Below are 14,495 nucleotides of genomic sequence, written 5' to 3'. Positions count from 1 at the left end.
AAAACTCGATTGTCTCGAATGGGAAAGTCTTGAATAGTAATTTCTGGCAGAAAGCCTTTGGAGAGTAGGTCTGGTTTTGCCCTACCGGCGTCTTCATAGTTGTTTTCTTCCAAATACAGATGAAGTACTTCTAGGGACTTCTCGACACGCGTCAATTGATAATAGGATAGGATGAACTCGGGCAAGAGGTATTCGACTAAAGGCAAGAAACTTTCCAAAACGGCTCGGTTTGATCAAACGTACAAACCTAGAAAAATACAACGCCCTCCACAAGTATTGTCCTTGATCCGGTTAGGCTGTGAGGTAGGTTTAGGTCAGCAAATTTGCGTAAAAAAAATCCCCGCGCTCAACCTGGCGCAGGGATTCCGTACCCACCGTAACTTGTACTTAACCTAAAATGAATTACTGCGGTTTCACCCGCGCCTAGCAACTAGGAATATCATGTTTGCAGCGTGCTGCTTTTTAATGGTCTCATCAATTGTACTCCCTTCCTTACACACCTCGCCCTTGAATCAGGCGCAAAAGAATGGCAATCACCGCAATCACTAGCAAAATGTGTATCAGATTGCTACTACCAATTCCTGTCCCTAATACGCCTAAGAAGCCCAGGAGCCAGATAATGATTAAAATGACTGCAATGGTGTAAAGAAGGTTTCCCATGTCATTTCCCTTGAGTAAATCAGAATAGCCACCTTGTAATCGTATAATCATTTAGAAAAAGTTGTGCCAATAATTCTAAAATCTAGTAATCATCCTGTACAAACGGTCTATACACTTGGAAATGAGCTTTTAATTAATGTTTACGGATTAATCAGAACGTTTATTTGAAAAAATGCCATGAAGGCAAATTGTGGAATAAATTCTACATGTGTAGAATAAACGTGGAAAAATAGCGCGATTTAGCCGATAGGCAGGCGACATACAAAGCCTCAAACTTGTTGTATTTATGACACAAATAATTAACCTATTGGGCATTAATGCGTGTTGTTACCTCAAATTGGGGCGCCAAAACATTTTCGGCACATATTTTATTAAGATAGAAGATAACGAACGTTTATGAAACAGGATGAGTCTTGGCTAGTATGGTAACACGAGTAAATACAGGACAACAATTCAGACCAATCGTCATGAATACAGCATCTCAGGCAAAGCGTGTTTTAATTGTCGATGATGAGGCTGATATCTGCTTATTGTTGTCGGGGCTTTTAAGGCGGTTAGGCTACCAGCCTACATGTGCGCACTTTATCGAAGAAGGGCGCCAATGGTTGCACACGCAGAAATTCGATGCGATATTTTTAGATCTTAACTTGCCCGACGGCCTGGGTTTTGACTTGTTGCCTTCAATCAAGGAAGATCAAAACGAAGCAAAGGTAATAATGATCAGCGCCTTCGATGGACAAGCCGAGCGTCGACGGGCAACTGAACAAGGAGCCGATTACTTTATTGGGAAGCCGTTTACGCGTCGGTCGGTCGAAATGGCTTTGCAAACCATTCAGGTTTGAGTAACTTTGTTCATACAGCTTGGATAGATTTTTTCGTTGTTCATAAATGGGACATGGTCTGTCTGAACAAGTTCAATGCCTCTTCATGGAAAAAATTCTGATTATTGACGATAACAATGACATATGCCTGTTGCTGGAACGTTTTCTGAGCAAACAAGGCTATAAAACTGCGTCGGTACAGCGTGGGGATGATGGGTTAGTCCTGTTGAGAAAAGAAGCATTTGAACTAGTCATTTGCGATTTTAAACTTCCTGATATTGATGGCCTTGAAATGCTTCGTCGCATTAAGGTCATGCATCCAACCACCGCCGTCATCATCATTACAGGCTACTCCGACGTTCGTATGGCTGTCCAAACAGTCAAGCACGGTGCCTATGATTATGTAACAAAGCCCCTGTATCCTGACGAAATCCTGTACACGATTAAGGCTGCCCTCGAGCGACGAACGCAATCCCTCAGTCAGGCGAAAAATGTTTCTGCTGCCAATGGTTCTCCAACGGCTAAAACGAGTGGTGCCAAAACAACTCCGGCCAAAACGGCTTTAGCCCCAGATGGTAAACGATTCATTTTTGGGAAAAGCCGGGCGGCCGAACAGCTTCAGAAACACATTGACCTGATTGCACCGACCGATATGTCGGTCATTATTACGGGCGAGACAGGTACAGGTAAAGAATTTGTAGCGAATGCCATCCATCTGAAAAGTAAGCGGGCCGATAAACCCTTTGTCGCGATTGACTGCGGGGCTCTTGGAAAGGAGTTAGCAGGTAGTGAGCTGTTTGGACACGTAAAGGGTTCATTCACGGGAGCTATGTCGGATAAGGCTGGTAGCTTTGAGTATGCCAATGGTGGCACTATATTCCTCGATGAGATCGGCAACCTTTCGTACGATAATCAGATTAAACTGCTGCGTGTCTTACAGGAGCGTAAAATCCGGCGTATAGGTAGTAATCAGGATATTCCGGTCGATGTCAGAATTATCGTAGCCACAAACGAGGACCTGCGTGAGGCTGTTCGGCAGGGAAAGTTTCGCGAAGATATCTACCATCGGATTGCTGAATTCGAGATGCATTTATCGCCTTTACGGGAGCGTAAATCGGATATCATGATTTTTGCTGATCATTTCCTCGAAGTGGCCAATCAGCAACTGGAGAAAGATATTCTGGGCTTCGAGGAAGAGGCTAAGGAAAAGCTCAAAGATTATTACTGGCATGGTAATCTTCGGGAGCTACAGAATGTAGTGAAGCGGGCGGTATTGTTAACACCAGGCGACTATATCGAAGCCGATGTACTGCCCCAGGAAATTATTTCGCCCCAGTACTTCAGCCCTGAAGAAACCGTACCTACAAATATTCAGATCAATTACGATCCTGCCAGGCCTGGAATCCCGGTGTTTACTCAATCAGGAGGTAATCTGAAGTCGGTATCGGAAAATGCCGAACGGGCCGCTATTCTGAAGGTATTGGAAAAAACCGGGTACAACAAAACCAAGGCTGCCGAAGTCCTTAATATCGACCGCAAAACGCTTTACAACAAGCTTAAAGCGTACGATATACATTTGTAAAGCGTGAAAGAACGAATGGGTGAAAGAGCGAAAATCTTGCATTAGCAGTTCGCTCTTTCACCCATTCGCATTTTCACGCTTATTTTTTCTGCTGTGACAGAAAAGTAATCAGCGAAGCAAATTCTTCATACGAGAGGGCATTAACAAGGCCCGTAGGCATCATGGATGTCTCCATTTCTTTACGGCTCACTATATCGGATGCTTTGATCGTATAGACCTGTCCGGTAATATCGCGCAGAACGACTCGGGAAGACGACTCTTCCGTAACGAATCCGGTATAACTTTTCCCGCCTTTAGCTGTGATAAGCACGGTCGCAAATCCCTGAGAGATAGACGCATTCGGTTTAAGAATCGATTCGGCAATCTGCTCGCGGGTCATAATCGAACCAATCTGTCCCATAAACGGGCCTTTCATTGGCTCGGTTTTACTCAGACTATGGCACGCTACACAGCCCTGTTGGGTAAATAGTGTTTTTCCTAAAGCGGCATTCCCATCTATTTTGGCCATCGCCAGCATTACATCTTCAATGGATGACTCGCCTACCTGACCTTTTTTGTTTCTGATTTTTTCCAGATCGACTTTCGTTTCCTCTTTGGCCACAACGGGTTCTTCTACACCAAATTCAGGGATTTCCATCCGAAGCCGACTATTCAGATCAACGAAAAAAGACTTGTTGGTCGAGTGATTCCACTCATCTACCAGCAACGTTTTGATGGCAGGCGACGACTCCCAGGTAATGGCTTTGTAATAAGGTCCGTGCGTGTCGGGCCGCGTACTCCACCACCACGAGCCATCGTAGTCGGCTTCCTTTTTGTACAGACGCGCCAGGGTGGTTAAAATCTGGGTTTTCACCGTAGGGTCGTTGATGCGCTTATAAGCCGCAATCAGGCCGTTTACTGCTTTCGGATCGTGCATATAACGCAAAGCCCAGAGCGCAAGGGTCGATTGATGGGTACCAACTGCATTCAGGCAGGCATCGACTGCCTGAAGCTTTACCAACGATCGAACGGCCAGATGGGGTAGGACCACAGCCGAGTTTGGGGTAGCATGAGGGCCTTCGGTGCCCAAGGCAGGTGCGACAAATGAGGCTGGCACGTTTACCTGAAGTAGGGCAGAAGCAGCCTCTGCTCGGCCTAAGCGGCCAAGCCCGATGATCGCGGCTTGTTGTACACGAACGGACGGGTCTTTAAGTCCCTGTAGGAACGGTTCGGTCGGGACCTGATCGAGAATTGGCTTTCGGTCGGCAAGAGCCCGTAGTGCAAACTCCCGGACAGTTTCATCGGACGACAGTTTCACCAGATCAGCAAGTCCACTGGCACCGGCAATTTGCGCGTAGGTGTATATACCCGCTACTTGTGCCGATAGCGGCAAGCTTTTATTGGTCGCGATCGCCCAGGCCAGTTTCATCGTCTTTTTGGCTGGTCGTGTCAATAGTTCCTGCTGAGCTGCCAGACGGGCTACGGCACTGCCCGAAGTTAACCACGAAGCCAGTTTTTTCTCAGACGCTTTTTTGAGGTTAGGGAATGGCCTGTAAGTCCAGTTTTTGGGAACCACTCGCACCACGAACCCTTTGCTGGGATTACCTGAATAACCCGCTCCGGCCCAGGCTGATAGGTACATACGGCCCGAAGCGTCAACATCGACGTCCGTAATTTGAGACAGTTTGATAAACTCTTCTTCTTTTTGGGTGAAGCTACTGGCGTCGGGCGTTACACGATGGATGTAAAGCTGATTTCGGCCCCAATCGGCCATCATCGGTACGTGGTTGTAGGAGGTAGGCCAGGTGTCGTCGTCCATAAACAAAGAGCCAGTGCCTGAGCCTCCACCTACATCGACCAGAGCCGGGATGATTTCGTCGGTAAAATGCTTAAACAGTACCGGGTAGCCGTATTCGCCCGATTGAATCTGATGACTAAATCGGATGTTCCAGCCACCGCCATCATTGGTATTGTCGCGGGTAAAGGTATTCATGTATGGATCGATTGCCACATCATAGATGTTGCGCAGGCCATGTGAATAGATTTCCATCTCGGTACCATTGGGGCGAACCCGAACAATGCCTCCGCCTAGCATGGTTAATTTTTTACCGCTGCGGTCAATGGCATTATGGAAGCCAAAGTCGCCTACGGCAATGTAAATCCAGCCGTCAATGCCCATCCGAATGCCATTCGTGGCATGATCGGTGCCCCGGCTTTGCAAAAACTTGGGCGAACTGATGTGCTCAATGAGTGGGCGGGACGGCCCATCGGCAATGCCGTTTTGATCGTTGTCGTCAAAAACCACCAAATCCATACCCGTTGCGATACCGGTTTCTTTCGAAAACGCAGTATGAAGTACAAAAAGCTGATTCCCAACGGGTAGTATGCCACGTGGATTATCGACCATGGCATAGGTGGTGTGCGCATCGACTTTCCCATCATTATTACTGTCGACCAGCCGGACAATTTTTCCCTGACCAGGCTTTTTTCCCAGTGATCCAATCATATCGACACCTACATACACTTCACCCGTTGGCGCAACGGCCAGGCAGGCAGGGCTGGGAGTCAGATCGGGGCCAGCGAAATGAGTAACGTTTAACTCACCTGGCCAACTGCTGGCATTGGGGAGCGTGTCAGTTTGAACCAAAGCGTTTCGCTTCGTCGGGAAATGCCTTTCACCTGGCTCTAAAACGTAGGTCAGACTATTCCAGAATAGAAACAAAAGCGTTGAAAAAAACGAAAGACTAAGTTTTATCATGTAGGGATTGTTTAGAATAACCTGCAAATATAGATACCATTAAGCCCGCTCGTCTGGAATTCTTCACCAGAGGAGCGGGCTTAATGGCTGTATTTAAACAATGGGTGCCCAGCCTTTCGCGTATTCCCGGCTCCATAGCTTCATGGCCTCTTTATCGTGGATATGGCCATTTTTTGGGTCAATATCGAACGATTTATTGGTTCGGTAAGCGATGTTGGCCAAGTGGCAAAGTAAGGTACTTCTGGCTCCCTCTTCGATGGTAGAGGCCTGTTTCTCTTTACCCCGGACCGCTTCAAAGAAATTAACGACATGGCGGGTGGTCATATCGCCACCGCCCCCCAGCGCCGTTCCGGCTTCGTTGCCCTGCGATTTGCTGCTTTTTACTTCCTTGCCATCCCGATCAAAGAGCTTATAGCCGTTTCGGTCAACATACACGCTGCCATTGGTGCCGTAAATGATCGTGCCCCGGTCGCTGCCGTAGGTTTTATAGCCATTCCGGCTCTTGCCATCCCATTTGATGATCTTATTGCCGGGAAAGCGGTAGGTCGCATCCATGGTGTCGTACATAACCCAGCCATCGTTCGGGAAATGACGTTTGGCCGCTTCGACAGAAACATGTTCAGGAAATTCTACCTGTAAAGCCCAGCGGGCTACGTCCAGTTCATGCGTGGCATTATTGCCCGCTTCGGCAGTGCCATAGAGCCAGCCATACCAGTGCCAGTTATAATCCCAGGTGTCGTGGGTATAGTCCATACGGGGGGCGGGTCCCTGAAACAACTCCCAGTCGAGTCCCTGTGGTACAGGCGCTGCCTTCGGAACGGGCACTTCGCCCCGGTTGGCTACATAAAAGGCTACTGCTTTATAGGCGGTGCCAATAACGCCCTTATGGATCTGGTTAATGATGTCGATCGATTCAACCGCCGAACGCTGTTGATTGCCCATCTGAATGACCTTCCCGTATTTTTTCTGGTATTCGACCAGAATTTCGCCTTCGCGTGGGTTATGGCTGCACGGTTTTTCGACATAGACGTGTTTGCCTCCCTGCACAGCCAGACACGTACCTGGGGTATGCCAATGGTCGGGTGTAGCATTGATCAGAACATCCACGTTTTTATCGGCAATCACCTTGCGGATGTCGTTTTCCAGTTTGGGCTTGTAGTCGATGTATTTCGAAAATTTTTGAAGAGCCGATTCGCGCTGCTTTTGCATGACATCGCACAGATACATCAACTCAACATTGCTCTCTTTTCGCGAAATAGGCTCGTAATAAGCCCCCAGTCGTCGACCGAGTCCAGCAATAGCGACATGGATGCGTTCATTAGCACCAATAATTTTGGCGTAACTTTTGGCCGACATGCCCAGGCCACCTATTGTAAACCCCGCAGTACCTAAGGCTGCTTTCTTAATAAACTCTCTTCTGGAATTGTCCATGCTGTACAGGGAAAATAATTCGTATAGATTGATTCGGCTGTTCAATTATCAGTAAATGAATAGGGGCGGAAAATTCTACCCGTTTCGTACCCAAAGACGGAAAAGAGTGCTAAGCCGACAACGCTTGGTTGTGCATAAACAAATAGTACGGATTCCGATGTAAATACCCGTCGGTAATTTCAAAACGATCCTGTTATGTTTGCAGCTATTCGTTTTTGATCAATTGTCCAATGGCTAATGCCCCTCTTGCACCGATTACTATCCGTTTCATAACGCCCGAACAAACTTATCCACTTCGCCATGCGGTGCTCTGGCCTGATAAACCGTTTGATTACGTGAAGGTAGAAAACGATTCGGAAGGATACCATTTTGGCGCCTTTCTGGCCGATGAATTGGTAGCGGTTATTTCTTTGTTTGTGGACGGAGAAACGGCCCGCTTTCGAAAGTTTGCAGCCCACCCTGACTGTCAGCGACGCGGAATTGGTACCCAACTGCTAAACCAGGTTATTCATGAGGCTCGTCGGTTAGGGGCTACCTCGCTTTGGTGCGATGCCCGGTTGGATGCGGCAGATTTTTACAGACGTTTTGGGATGGACGCTGTCAGTGAAGTGTTTTATAAAGGTCCAATTCCATATGCCAAATTTTCGCGTACCTTGCTATAAATCATCTCCTAACACTTAATTGATGTATGAAAACGATCTTAACAATGCTGGTTGGACTCGTCCTGTTTGGTATGGGTACTCCGTCAAATGCACAAACCACCGTTGCCGATTCTGCCGCGCTCAACGTATATGCAGGTTCGTACACGTTCGGAAGTGGAAGCCCTATCCAGAAATTTACCGTAACAACGGATAAAGGGGAACTGTACGGTGAGGCCGATAGCTACGGTAAAAACAAGCTTATAAAGCAGGATAAAGCTGATACGTTTAAGTCTACGAGTTCATATGGCTCTGTGATTACGTTTAATCGGGATGCCACATCCAAAGCGGTAACAGGTTTTTCAATGGCCATAGAAGGGTCAACACTGACCGCAAAAAAGGATTAAGCGTAACCAAATGATTAATATGGGAGTTGAGTCATAGTCAGTAATGTACATATTGACTCAACTCAACGATGAAAACTATCCCCTATCTCTTTACTACGGCTGTGCTATCAGCTGCTTTCCTGGCGTGTAGTCAGAAAAAAACTACCGACCAGCCCAGCGATTCGGTAGCCATGGCCGATACCACCATTGAGCTGCCCGCTCCGTATGCTACCCAATCGTCAACAAAATTTAGTAAGGTAGTGGGCTGGCCAGAAGGTAAAATGCCCAAAGCACCTGCTGGATTTACAGTTACCGAATTTGCCCGTGATCTGAAAAGCCCCCGCTGGCTTTACGAAGCCCCTAATGGCGATATCTTCATTGCTGAAGCGAATACCGAACCCGCCAGCCTCAAAGCGAAAGTAGTTAATGCCGTTTCGGGTAAGTCTAAATCGCAGGAGACGGGGACCAGCGCCAATCGCATCACGCTTTTTCGGGATACGAATCATGATGGCAAACCCGACCTGAAAGAAACCTTTCTGACTGGATTGAATCAACCGTTTGGCATGCTGATTCTGGGGAATGCGTTTTATGTTGCCAACACAGATGGTTTACTACGCTACGACTACAAGGCAGGTCAGACAACGATAAAAACGCCGGGAAAAAAGATCGTGGATTTACCGGCTGGTGGCTACAATAATCACTGGACACGTAATCTGCTGGCCAGCCCCGACGGGAAGAAGATCTATATCTCTGTCGGGTCGGGAAGTAATGTGGGCGAACACGGCCCCGAAAATGAAATCCGTAGAGCAAATATTCTGGAAGTCAATCCTGATGGAACGGGCGAACGTATTTTTGCGGCTGGTTTGCGTAACCCGGTTGGTATGGACTGGGAACCAACAACTAAGGTGCTGTACACGGCGGTGAACGAACGCGACGAGTTGGGTGATGATCTGGTACCGGATTATCTGACGAGTGTAAAAGAAGGTGCTTTCTATGGTTGGCCGTATGCTTATTTTGGGCAGCATGAAGATCCGCGTCGGAAAGGAGAACGGCCTGATTTGGTGAAAAAGGCGATCGTGCCCGATGTGCCGCTGGGATCACATACGGCCTCGCTGGGATTAGCGTTTTACGATAGAACCCAGTTTCCGGAGCATTATCGCAATGGAGCATTTATTGGTCAGCATGGGTCCTGGAATCGCTCACAGCTTGTCGGGTATAAAGTAGCGTTTGTACCCTTCCAAAATGGCAAACCCGGTGAGCCCGAAGACTTTTTGACAGGTTTTCTGACGGGTAATGACAACGAAGCGTATGGGCGACCCGTTGGTGTGCTTGTACGTACGGATGGAACACTACTCGTAGCGGATGATGCGAGCGGACGAATCTGGCGGGTAGCCGCTACAAAGTAGCTATTGCTTAAAACAGAACAGCCCAAAAGTTCGAAACTTTTGGGCTGTTCTGTTTTAAGCAATATTGGTTAAAATTGATGCATCAACCGGACCCGTAGACCTACAGTCGTATTGTTCTCCCAGCTTGGTCCCGGCAGCGTTGCAGTCGAAGTAGGCAGGGTAAGGGTAGGAATTCCCTGAACGACCCACCCTTTACGTTGCCATTCGAGGCCAGTGCTGAAGGTGAATCCGCTAAATAAATCCGTCGGGCAATCATTACTGAAGTCGATCTGATTGAAGCCCCGTTGAGGAATCCGATAGTAGTAGGTAACTTTCTCCTTGCTGCTCAGATTTATAAATGTACCCATCGTGGGCTGGAATGTGAGCGACCGCGACAGCGGAACGCGATACCCCAGCGTAATTGGAATCTGCATCCGAATGACCCGTGTATCAATATCAAGTACATCGCTATCGAAATCGACGGTTGGGGGAAGCTGACGACCAAATTCCTGCTTGAAGTTCCGACGAGTACGGGCATCAAAATCATAAGCGGTCAGGAACGTACCACCCAGATAAACAGCCCGGCTCAGACCCACCCCAACCATCACATGTTTGCCAATGGGCATTTCTGCAAAAGCTCCCGCGCTCCAGAGGTGAGCACTTACCTCTCCGCCTACGCCTGCCCGGAATTTGGCAACGGCGGGCTCGATCCGTTGGCTTTCGGGGGCTTGCGGTTGGCCAGCTACCACAGTTGTGCGAGCGGGACGCATGCGTCGGGCACGTTGAGCGAGCAAAGCATTCCAATTCGCATTTTCGGTCGATAGCGGACGGCCAGCCAACAGTTCATAGTTGGCCATTGGGGCATTGAGGGGGCTTTCAGGCGTAGTCGGCTGAGGCTGATCTGCGACTACAGCGCCCTGCTTATCTTCTGCTGACCCAGGCTGCCCGGCCGGTTCATTAATCAATCCATTGGCGCTGGTTCCTGAATAATTCTCTTTTGTTGCCGAACCTGTGGTTCGTGTATGGGTATCACGAGATTTAATGGACCGATCCCGGCCACTTACCAGACGTTCTGCAGGCTGATTCAGGCCAACCGGAGCTGGGTAATTATTGGTGGGAGTGATCTGGTTTTCGGTATTAGAGGTACTATCATTCGTTGAAGGAGTAGAGGAAACACCATAGGGACTGGTTTTAAAGTTCTTGTTTAGGTTACGTTCCTGACGCGACGGGCTACCAGCAGAGGGCGCACGGCTCGCTGTTGCATAGCGTTGATCGGGTGGTGTTTCGGTTGGCTGTTTGAATCGATCACGCGTGGGGTCCAGACGAGGCTGCGCCGGAACCGTAATATACCGGGTAATGTAAACGGTGTCGTGACGGGAAGCCAGTTCTTCTTTCGAGGCCGGCATCGGCATCGACTCCTGCCGTTGCGATGGCTGGTGGGTTCCCTCGATCTGCGACACTACGGGAGGCTCCGCTGCCACCGATTTTGGCGCAGCCTGATTCGTAACGGGCTGTTTTTTCAGTTGCCCGATGGTTTCGCGCAGGTGGTTGATTTCGGTTCGCTGCCAGATGCTATACGCGATCAGCAAGGCCGTACTGACACTAGCTGCTGCCAGTAACCAGGGCTGCCCTGCCCAGACACCCCCGCTAAAGGGCTTACCGGCAGCGGTCGGTCCGGCCTGCGGAGGACCGGCCTGTTGCAGCGTTGCCTGCATCCGGGCCCAGTCTTTTTCAGTAAATTCCGGCCGAATACTTTCCAGTTTTCGCCGGATAATATCGGAAAATCGGTCAGTGCTCATGATAAGGAAAGCTGGCACCGGGGCCAGCCTTTTCGTAAAAAGGATACGCTTGTTTGATGAGTAGTTGTAACTTTTGTCGGGCGCGGGCGTAATTGGACCGCACGGTTGCTTCGTTATGATTTAATATACCGGCAATCTCGTGTAGGCTATAGCCATCCACCACATGCATCATGAATACGGTACGGTACGTAGGGGTTAATTGTTGAACTAAGGCCAGAATTTCTTCGGCTGCAATCTGATCGACTACGTTTTCGTCAAAGGCTACCTGCTCGCCCGTTTCCAGCGAGGTATGCTGATCGAAGCGATGGTTTTTCCGGTAGTGGCTGATGGCCGTATTGACCAGAATAGTTCGTAGCCAGGCTTTGAACGGTAAGGTTTCGTCGTAACTATCCAGATGCTGAAATGCTTTGAGAAACCCTTCATTCAGAACATCTTCGGCCTCTTCAACATTAGAGGTATACCGTAAACAGATGCTTTTGGCGTACCCAAAAAACTGCTTGAATAGCGTCCGTTGGGCACGCGGGTCGTTAGTACGACAAGCCCTTATGACGCTAAGCAGGTCATTTTCGGAGAACGAAGATGATTTGCGAAAAAACAAAGTTCTGTCAGATTTACGTAAACGCCCTGATTGTAAATACTTAACTCATTTAGTTCTGATAGATTATGTCGATGTGGCAAATTAGCTTACTCAACCGTCTGAGCATCAACTGTACGCATTGAGGAAAACCATAAAATCGGTCAAATCGAGCAAACCCGCAAAAACGATTATTAACAACTACGTTCTTGAACCGAATAACGTTGCAATTATTGTTAAAGTTGATAATTAATTTTTATTTTTTGCCACAGTTCAGGGGCCCGTAACGTAACGATAGGAAATGGGTTTATTCAGCCTATTGGCATCACCGAATGAACGTGCTGGTTATTGGCGATGAACATACATATGGGTATGGCTTGCCAGGAGGAAAGTTAAATTATATTGGACATTTTATCCGGCAAATTAGTCGGGCGGGTCAAACGGTATCAGTAGAAGCTTACGCACATCTGACGATTCCGCAGATGGTAGCTACGTTGTCGCAATTGCCGCTCAGCCGCTACGACCTGATTATCGTGCAGTTGGATACATCGTTACTTCAGTCGTCTGATAAGCAGTTGGATTGTACGGCCCCACTGGCTTTGCCTATGTTGCCCTATTCATCTGTGCGGTTCAGGCAGACGAAAGGGTCAACGCTTGGAACCCGTTTGGCCGCAATTCGCGATGTCGCCTTGTCGTTTGTACGACCTAATTCTTCGTTTGTATTCTCCTCCTTATTAAAGAAATTAAAGCCCCATCGGCATAATGTATTGCTTCTGACGCCATTTCCTCACCTGAACCGGGTCGATCAATGGCTACAACAGCGGAGCCGTACCCTTGTACTCGATGAGGCCGATGAGCAGCTATTCAGTGTTTTCGATACCGATTCGGTGATCCGTCCCAAAGAAGAATATTTTCTCAATGGGGATGATGACCATTTGAATGCCATCAGCCATGAAATACTAGGCCGTTCGCTTTTCGATTTTTATCTGTCAGCACCAACGATTGTTACCGTTCAGACAATCAAACGGGAAGAGTAGACGCCGTTCAGGTAAAAAAGATTCGGTTGTCGAGCCAGCTCATGCAACACACGGGCCGGCTCGACAACCGAACATAGGAAGCGAGCAGCGAATTATAGTTTAAAACCGGGCTTTTTCGACAAGGCGTCGTAGCGGAGCAACGCTTCCAGGTAATAATAATCCGCGTATATAATCGGTGTGTCCACTTCGCTCTTGGCCGGTTTATGGCCGACGCTGTGTTTGAGTATGAAGTGATTGTTCTCGCCCAAATTGGCTTTATAGGCTGGGCTCGACAGGCTTTCTAGCATCTTTACTGCTGCCTGATAGTAGGTTTTGGCCGATGGCCCCCCATAGGTGCACAGCTCAAGCAGCGCAGAGGCCGTAATGGCTCCGGCCGAAGCATCCCGCTCTTCATTAGGAATATTGGGGGCATTGAAATCCCAGTACGGAATTTTATCGGCAGGTAGGTTGGGGTGATTCAGGTAAAAATCAGCAATGTGTCGGGCAAAATCCAGGTACTTTTTATCCTTTGTTTCGCGATACATGACCGTAAAACCGTACAGCCCCCAGGCTTGTCCACGGGCCCAGGCCGAATTGTCGGCATAGCCCTGTGCTGTTTTCTTGGCAGCTACCGTTCCGTCGGGGTTATAGCAAACGACGTGGTAGCTGCTATAATCCGGCCGGTAATGATTCTTGATGGTGTTGTCGGCATGGGTAATGCAGATGTTATAAAATTCCTTGTTGCCAGATCGTTTGGCTGCCCAGAATAAAAACTCCAGATTCATCATGTTGTCGATGATGACCGGGTAATCGTAGTTCTGAAATCTGTTCCAGGATTTAATTACCCCCACTTTTGGATTGAACCGGGTCGATAGTGACTTCGCACCCGTGAGCATGATGGGCGGATACGTTTCGTTTTTGGTCAGTCGGTAGCCATTGCCAAATGGACAGTAGATCATGAAGCCCAGGTCGTGTGTGCCGGTATTGTACTGCTCCTTGGCTACGGCCATTGTCCATTTGTTGGCCGCTTCTTTCCACATGGGTGCCTTCGTCCGTTCGTAAATGTGCCAGAGTGAACCCCCAAAAAAGCCACTGCACCACCAATCTGATTTTCGATCATCGGGCGAGCCGTCGGGCTTAGTCGATTGCGGAAATTTCGTTGTGTCGGGATGGCTTTTCAGCATACCCTGATATTGCTGGGCAGCAAACGTAAATTCTTTATCAACATTGATAGACGATTGAGCAACTGCTGAACTGACCAGCATCACCAGCAAAGAGGGTAAGAGAGCTTTCATTCGTTTTATCCGGGTAGGCCAGGGTTGGTGAAGGATGGCCTAAAATAAAATAAGTAATATCGAGTCCGTTTATAACCTTCTCAAGGCAGAATTGAACCGATTATCTATAAAAAGAAGCAGGGGGAGTAGCTGAGTGACTCAGCTACTCCCCCTGACTAGGTAGAACCCATG

At 48.4% G+C, this 14,495-nt stretch carries 13 protein-coding genes; 6 read left to right on the top strand and 7 right to left on the bottom strand.

The genetic code is table 11. The annotated features are described in order from the left end of the window. On the bottom strand, window positions 1–206 hold a 206-nt coding region (locus B153_RS38840; RefSeq protein WP_425423141.1), incomplete at its 3' end, for an ISAon1 family transposase N-terminal region protein. Between the two features lie 286 nt (window positions 207–492). Further along, window positions 493–660 (bottom strand): lmo0937 family membrane protein, encoded by a 168-nt coding sequence (locus B153_RS34690; protein WP_157634586.1) that lies wholly within the window; start codon window positions 658–660, stop codon window positions 493–495. Between the two features lie 467 nt (window positions 661–1,127). On the opposite strand from B153_RS34690, the gene B153_RS0105695 reads away from it, so the two are divergent. Both B153_RS0105695 and B153_RS0105690 read left to right on the top strand, forming a co-directional pair. Beyond that, complete coding sequence (locus B153_RS0105695; protein WP_020595718.1) at window positions 1,128–1,502, top strand: response regulator transcription factor; 375 nt, start codon at window positions 1,128–1,130, stop codon at window positions 1,500–1,502. An 85-nt stretch (window positions 1,503–1,587) separates the two neighbouring features. Further along, window positions 1,588–3,063 (top strand): sigma-54-dependent transcriptional regulator, encoded by a 1,476-nt coding sequence (locus tag B153_RS0105690; protein WP_020595717.1) that lies wholly within the window; start codon window positions 1,588–1,590, stop codon window positions 3,061–3,063. A gap of 79 nt (window positions 3,064–3,142) precedes the next feature. Here the strand turns inward: B153_RS0105690 and B153_RS0105685 are convergent, their stop codons facing one another. Both B153_RS0105685 and B153_RS0105680 read right to left on the bottom strand, forming a co-directional pair. Then, the gene (locus B153_RS0105685; protein WP_020595716.1) at window positions 3,143–5,800 is read right to left on the bottom strand and encodes a DUF7133 domain-containing protein; all 2,658 of its coding nucleotides are present in this window, start codon (window positions 5,798–5,800) and stop codon (window positions 3,143–3,145) included. Window positions 5,801–5,893: 93 nt separating this feature from the next. Then, a complete protein-coding gene (locus tag B153_RS0105680; protein ID WP_026261929.1) occupies window positions 5,894–7,231 on the bottom strand; it encodes a Gfo/Idh/MocA family protein in 1,338 nt (445 codons plus the stop codon). 230 nt (window positions 7,232–7,461) lie between these two features. Here B153_RS0105680 and B153_RS0105675 point away from each other — a divergent pair, with 230 nt between their 5' ends. The 3 genes from B153_RS0105675 to B153_RS0105665 all read left to right on the top strand — a co-directional run bounded on the left by B153_RS0105675 (window position 7,462) and on the right by B153_RS0105665 (window position 9,661). Beyond that, window positions 7,462–7,893 (top strand): GNAT family N-acetyltransferase, encoded by a 432-nt coding sequence (locus B153_RS0105675; RefSeq protein WP_020595714.1) that lies wholly within the window; start codon window positions 7,462–7,464, stop codon window positions 7,891–7,893. 26 nt (window positions 7,894–7,919) lie between these two features. After that, on the top strand, window positions 7,920–8,276 hold the full coding sequence (locus tag B153_RS0105670) for a hypothetical protein (RefSeq protein WP_020595713.1): 357 nt from the start codon (window positions 7,920–7,922) through the stop codon (window positions 8,274–8,276). Between the two features lie 68 nt (window positions 8,277–8,344). Continuing rightward, the gene (locus B153_RS0105665; RefSeq protein ID WP_020595712.1) at window positions 8,345–9,661 is read left to right on the top strand and encodes a PQQ-dependent sugar dehydrogenase; all 1,317 of its coding nucleotides are present in this window, start codon (window positions 8,345–8,347) and stop codon (window positions 9,659–9,661) included. Window positions 9,662–9,729: 68 nt separating this feature from the next. Here the strand turns inward: B153_RS0105665 and B153_RS0105660 are convergent, their stop codons facing one another. Both B153_RS0105660 and B153_RS0105655 read right to left on the bottom strand, forming a co-directional pair. Further along, entirely contained in the window at window positions 9,730–11,439 is a 1,710-nt protein-coding gene (locus B153_RS0105660) for a hypothetical protein (protein WP_020595711.1), read from the bottom strand. Continuing rightward, on the bottom strand, window positions 11,429–12,037 hold the full coding sequence (locus B153_RS0105655) for an RNA polymerase sigma factor (RefSeq protein ID WP_020595710.1): 609 nt from the start codon (window positions 12,035–12,037) through the stop codon (window positions 11,429–11,431). The genes B153_RS0105660 and B153_RS0105655 overlap by 11 nt, the downstream gene beginning before the upstream one ends. Before the next feature lie 308 nt (window positions 12,038–12,345). On the opposite strand from B153_RS0105655, the gene B153_RS0105650 reads away from it, so the two are divergent. Then, entirely contained in the window at window positions 12,346–13,050 is a 705-nt protein-coding gene (locus B153_RS0105650; RefSeq protein ID WP_020595709.1) for an SGNH/GDSL hydrolase family protein, read from the top strand. 92 nt (window positions 13,051–13,142) lie between these two features. On the opposite strand, the gene B153_RS0105645 is transcribed toward B153_RS0105650, so the two are convergent. After that, window positions 13,143–14,324, bottom strand: a complete 1,182-nt coding sequence (locus B153_RS0105645; protein WP_020595708.1) for a glycoside hydrolase family 88 protein — start codon at window positions 14,322–14,324, stop codon at window positions 13,143–13,145. Window positions 14,325–14,495 lie beyond the last annotated feature (171 nt).

The sequence above is a fragment of the Spirosoma panaciterrae DSM 21099 genome (assembly GCF_000374025.1).
Lineage (GTDB): Bacteria > Bacteroidota > Bacteroidia > Cytophagales > Spirosomataceae > Spirosoma > Spirosoma panaciterrae.
This window is presented reverse-complemented; position numbering and strand designations above follow the sequence as displayed.

What these genes read in the sequence shown, in the direction of transcription:
- B153_RS34690 (WP_157634586.1), bottom strand. Translation starts at nt 660, where the DNA reads ATGGGAAACCTTCTTTACACCATTGCAGTCATTTTAATCATTATCTGG.
- B153_RS0105695 (WP_020595718.1), top strand. Translation starts at nt 1,128, where the DNA reads ATGAATACAGCATCTCAGGCAAAGCGTGTTTTAATTGTCGATGATGAG.
- B153_RS0105690 (WP_020595717.1), top strand. Translation starts at nt 1,588, where the DNA reads ATGGAAAAAATTCTGATTATTGACGATAACAATGACATATGCCTGTTG.
- B153_RS0105685 (WP_020595716.1), bottom strand. Translation starts at nt 5,800, where the DNA reads ATGATAAAACTTAGTCTTTCGTTTTTTTCAACGCTTTTGTTTCTATTC.
- B153_RS0105680 (WP_026261929.1), bottom strand. Translation starts at nt 7,231, where the DNA reads ATGGACAATTCCAGAAGAGAGTTTATTAAGAAAGCAGCCTTAGGTACT.
- B153_RS0105675 (WP_020595714.1), top strand. Translation starts at nt 7,462, where the DNA reads ATGGCTAATGCCCCTCTTGCACCGATTACTATCCGTTTCATAACGCCC.
- B153_RS0105670 (WP_020595713.1), top strand. Translation starts at nt 7,920, where the DNA reads ATGAAAACGATCTTAACAATGCTGGTTGGACTCGTCCTGTTTGGTATG.
- B153_RS0105665 (WP_020595712.1), top strand. Translation starts at nt 8,345, where the DNA reads ATGAAAACTATCCCCTATCTCTTTACTACGGCTGTGCTATCAGCTGCT.
- B153_RS0105660 (WP_020595711.1), bottom strand. Translation starts at nt 11,439, where the DNA reads ATGAGCACTGACCGATTTTCCGATATTATCCGGCGAAAACTGGAAAGT.
- B153_RS0105650 (WP_020595709.1), top strand. Translation starts at nt 12,346, where the DNA reads ATGAACGTGCTGGTTATTGGCGATGAACATACATATGGGTATGGCTTG.
- B153_RS0105645 (WP_020595708.1), bottom strand. Translation starts at nt 14,324, where the DNA reads ATGAAAGCTCTCTTACCCTCTTTGCTGGTGATGCTGGTCAGTTCAGCA.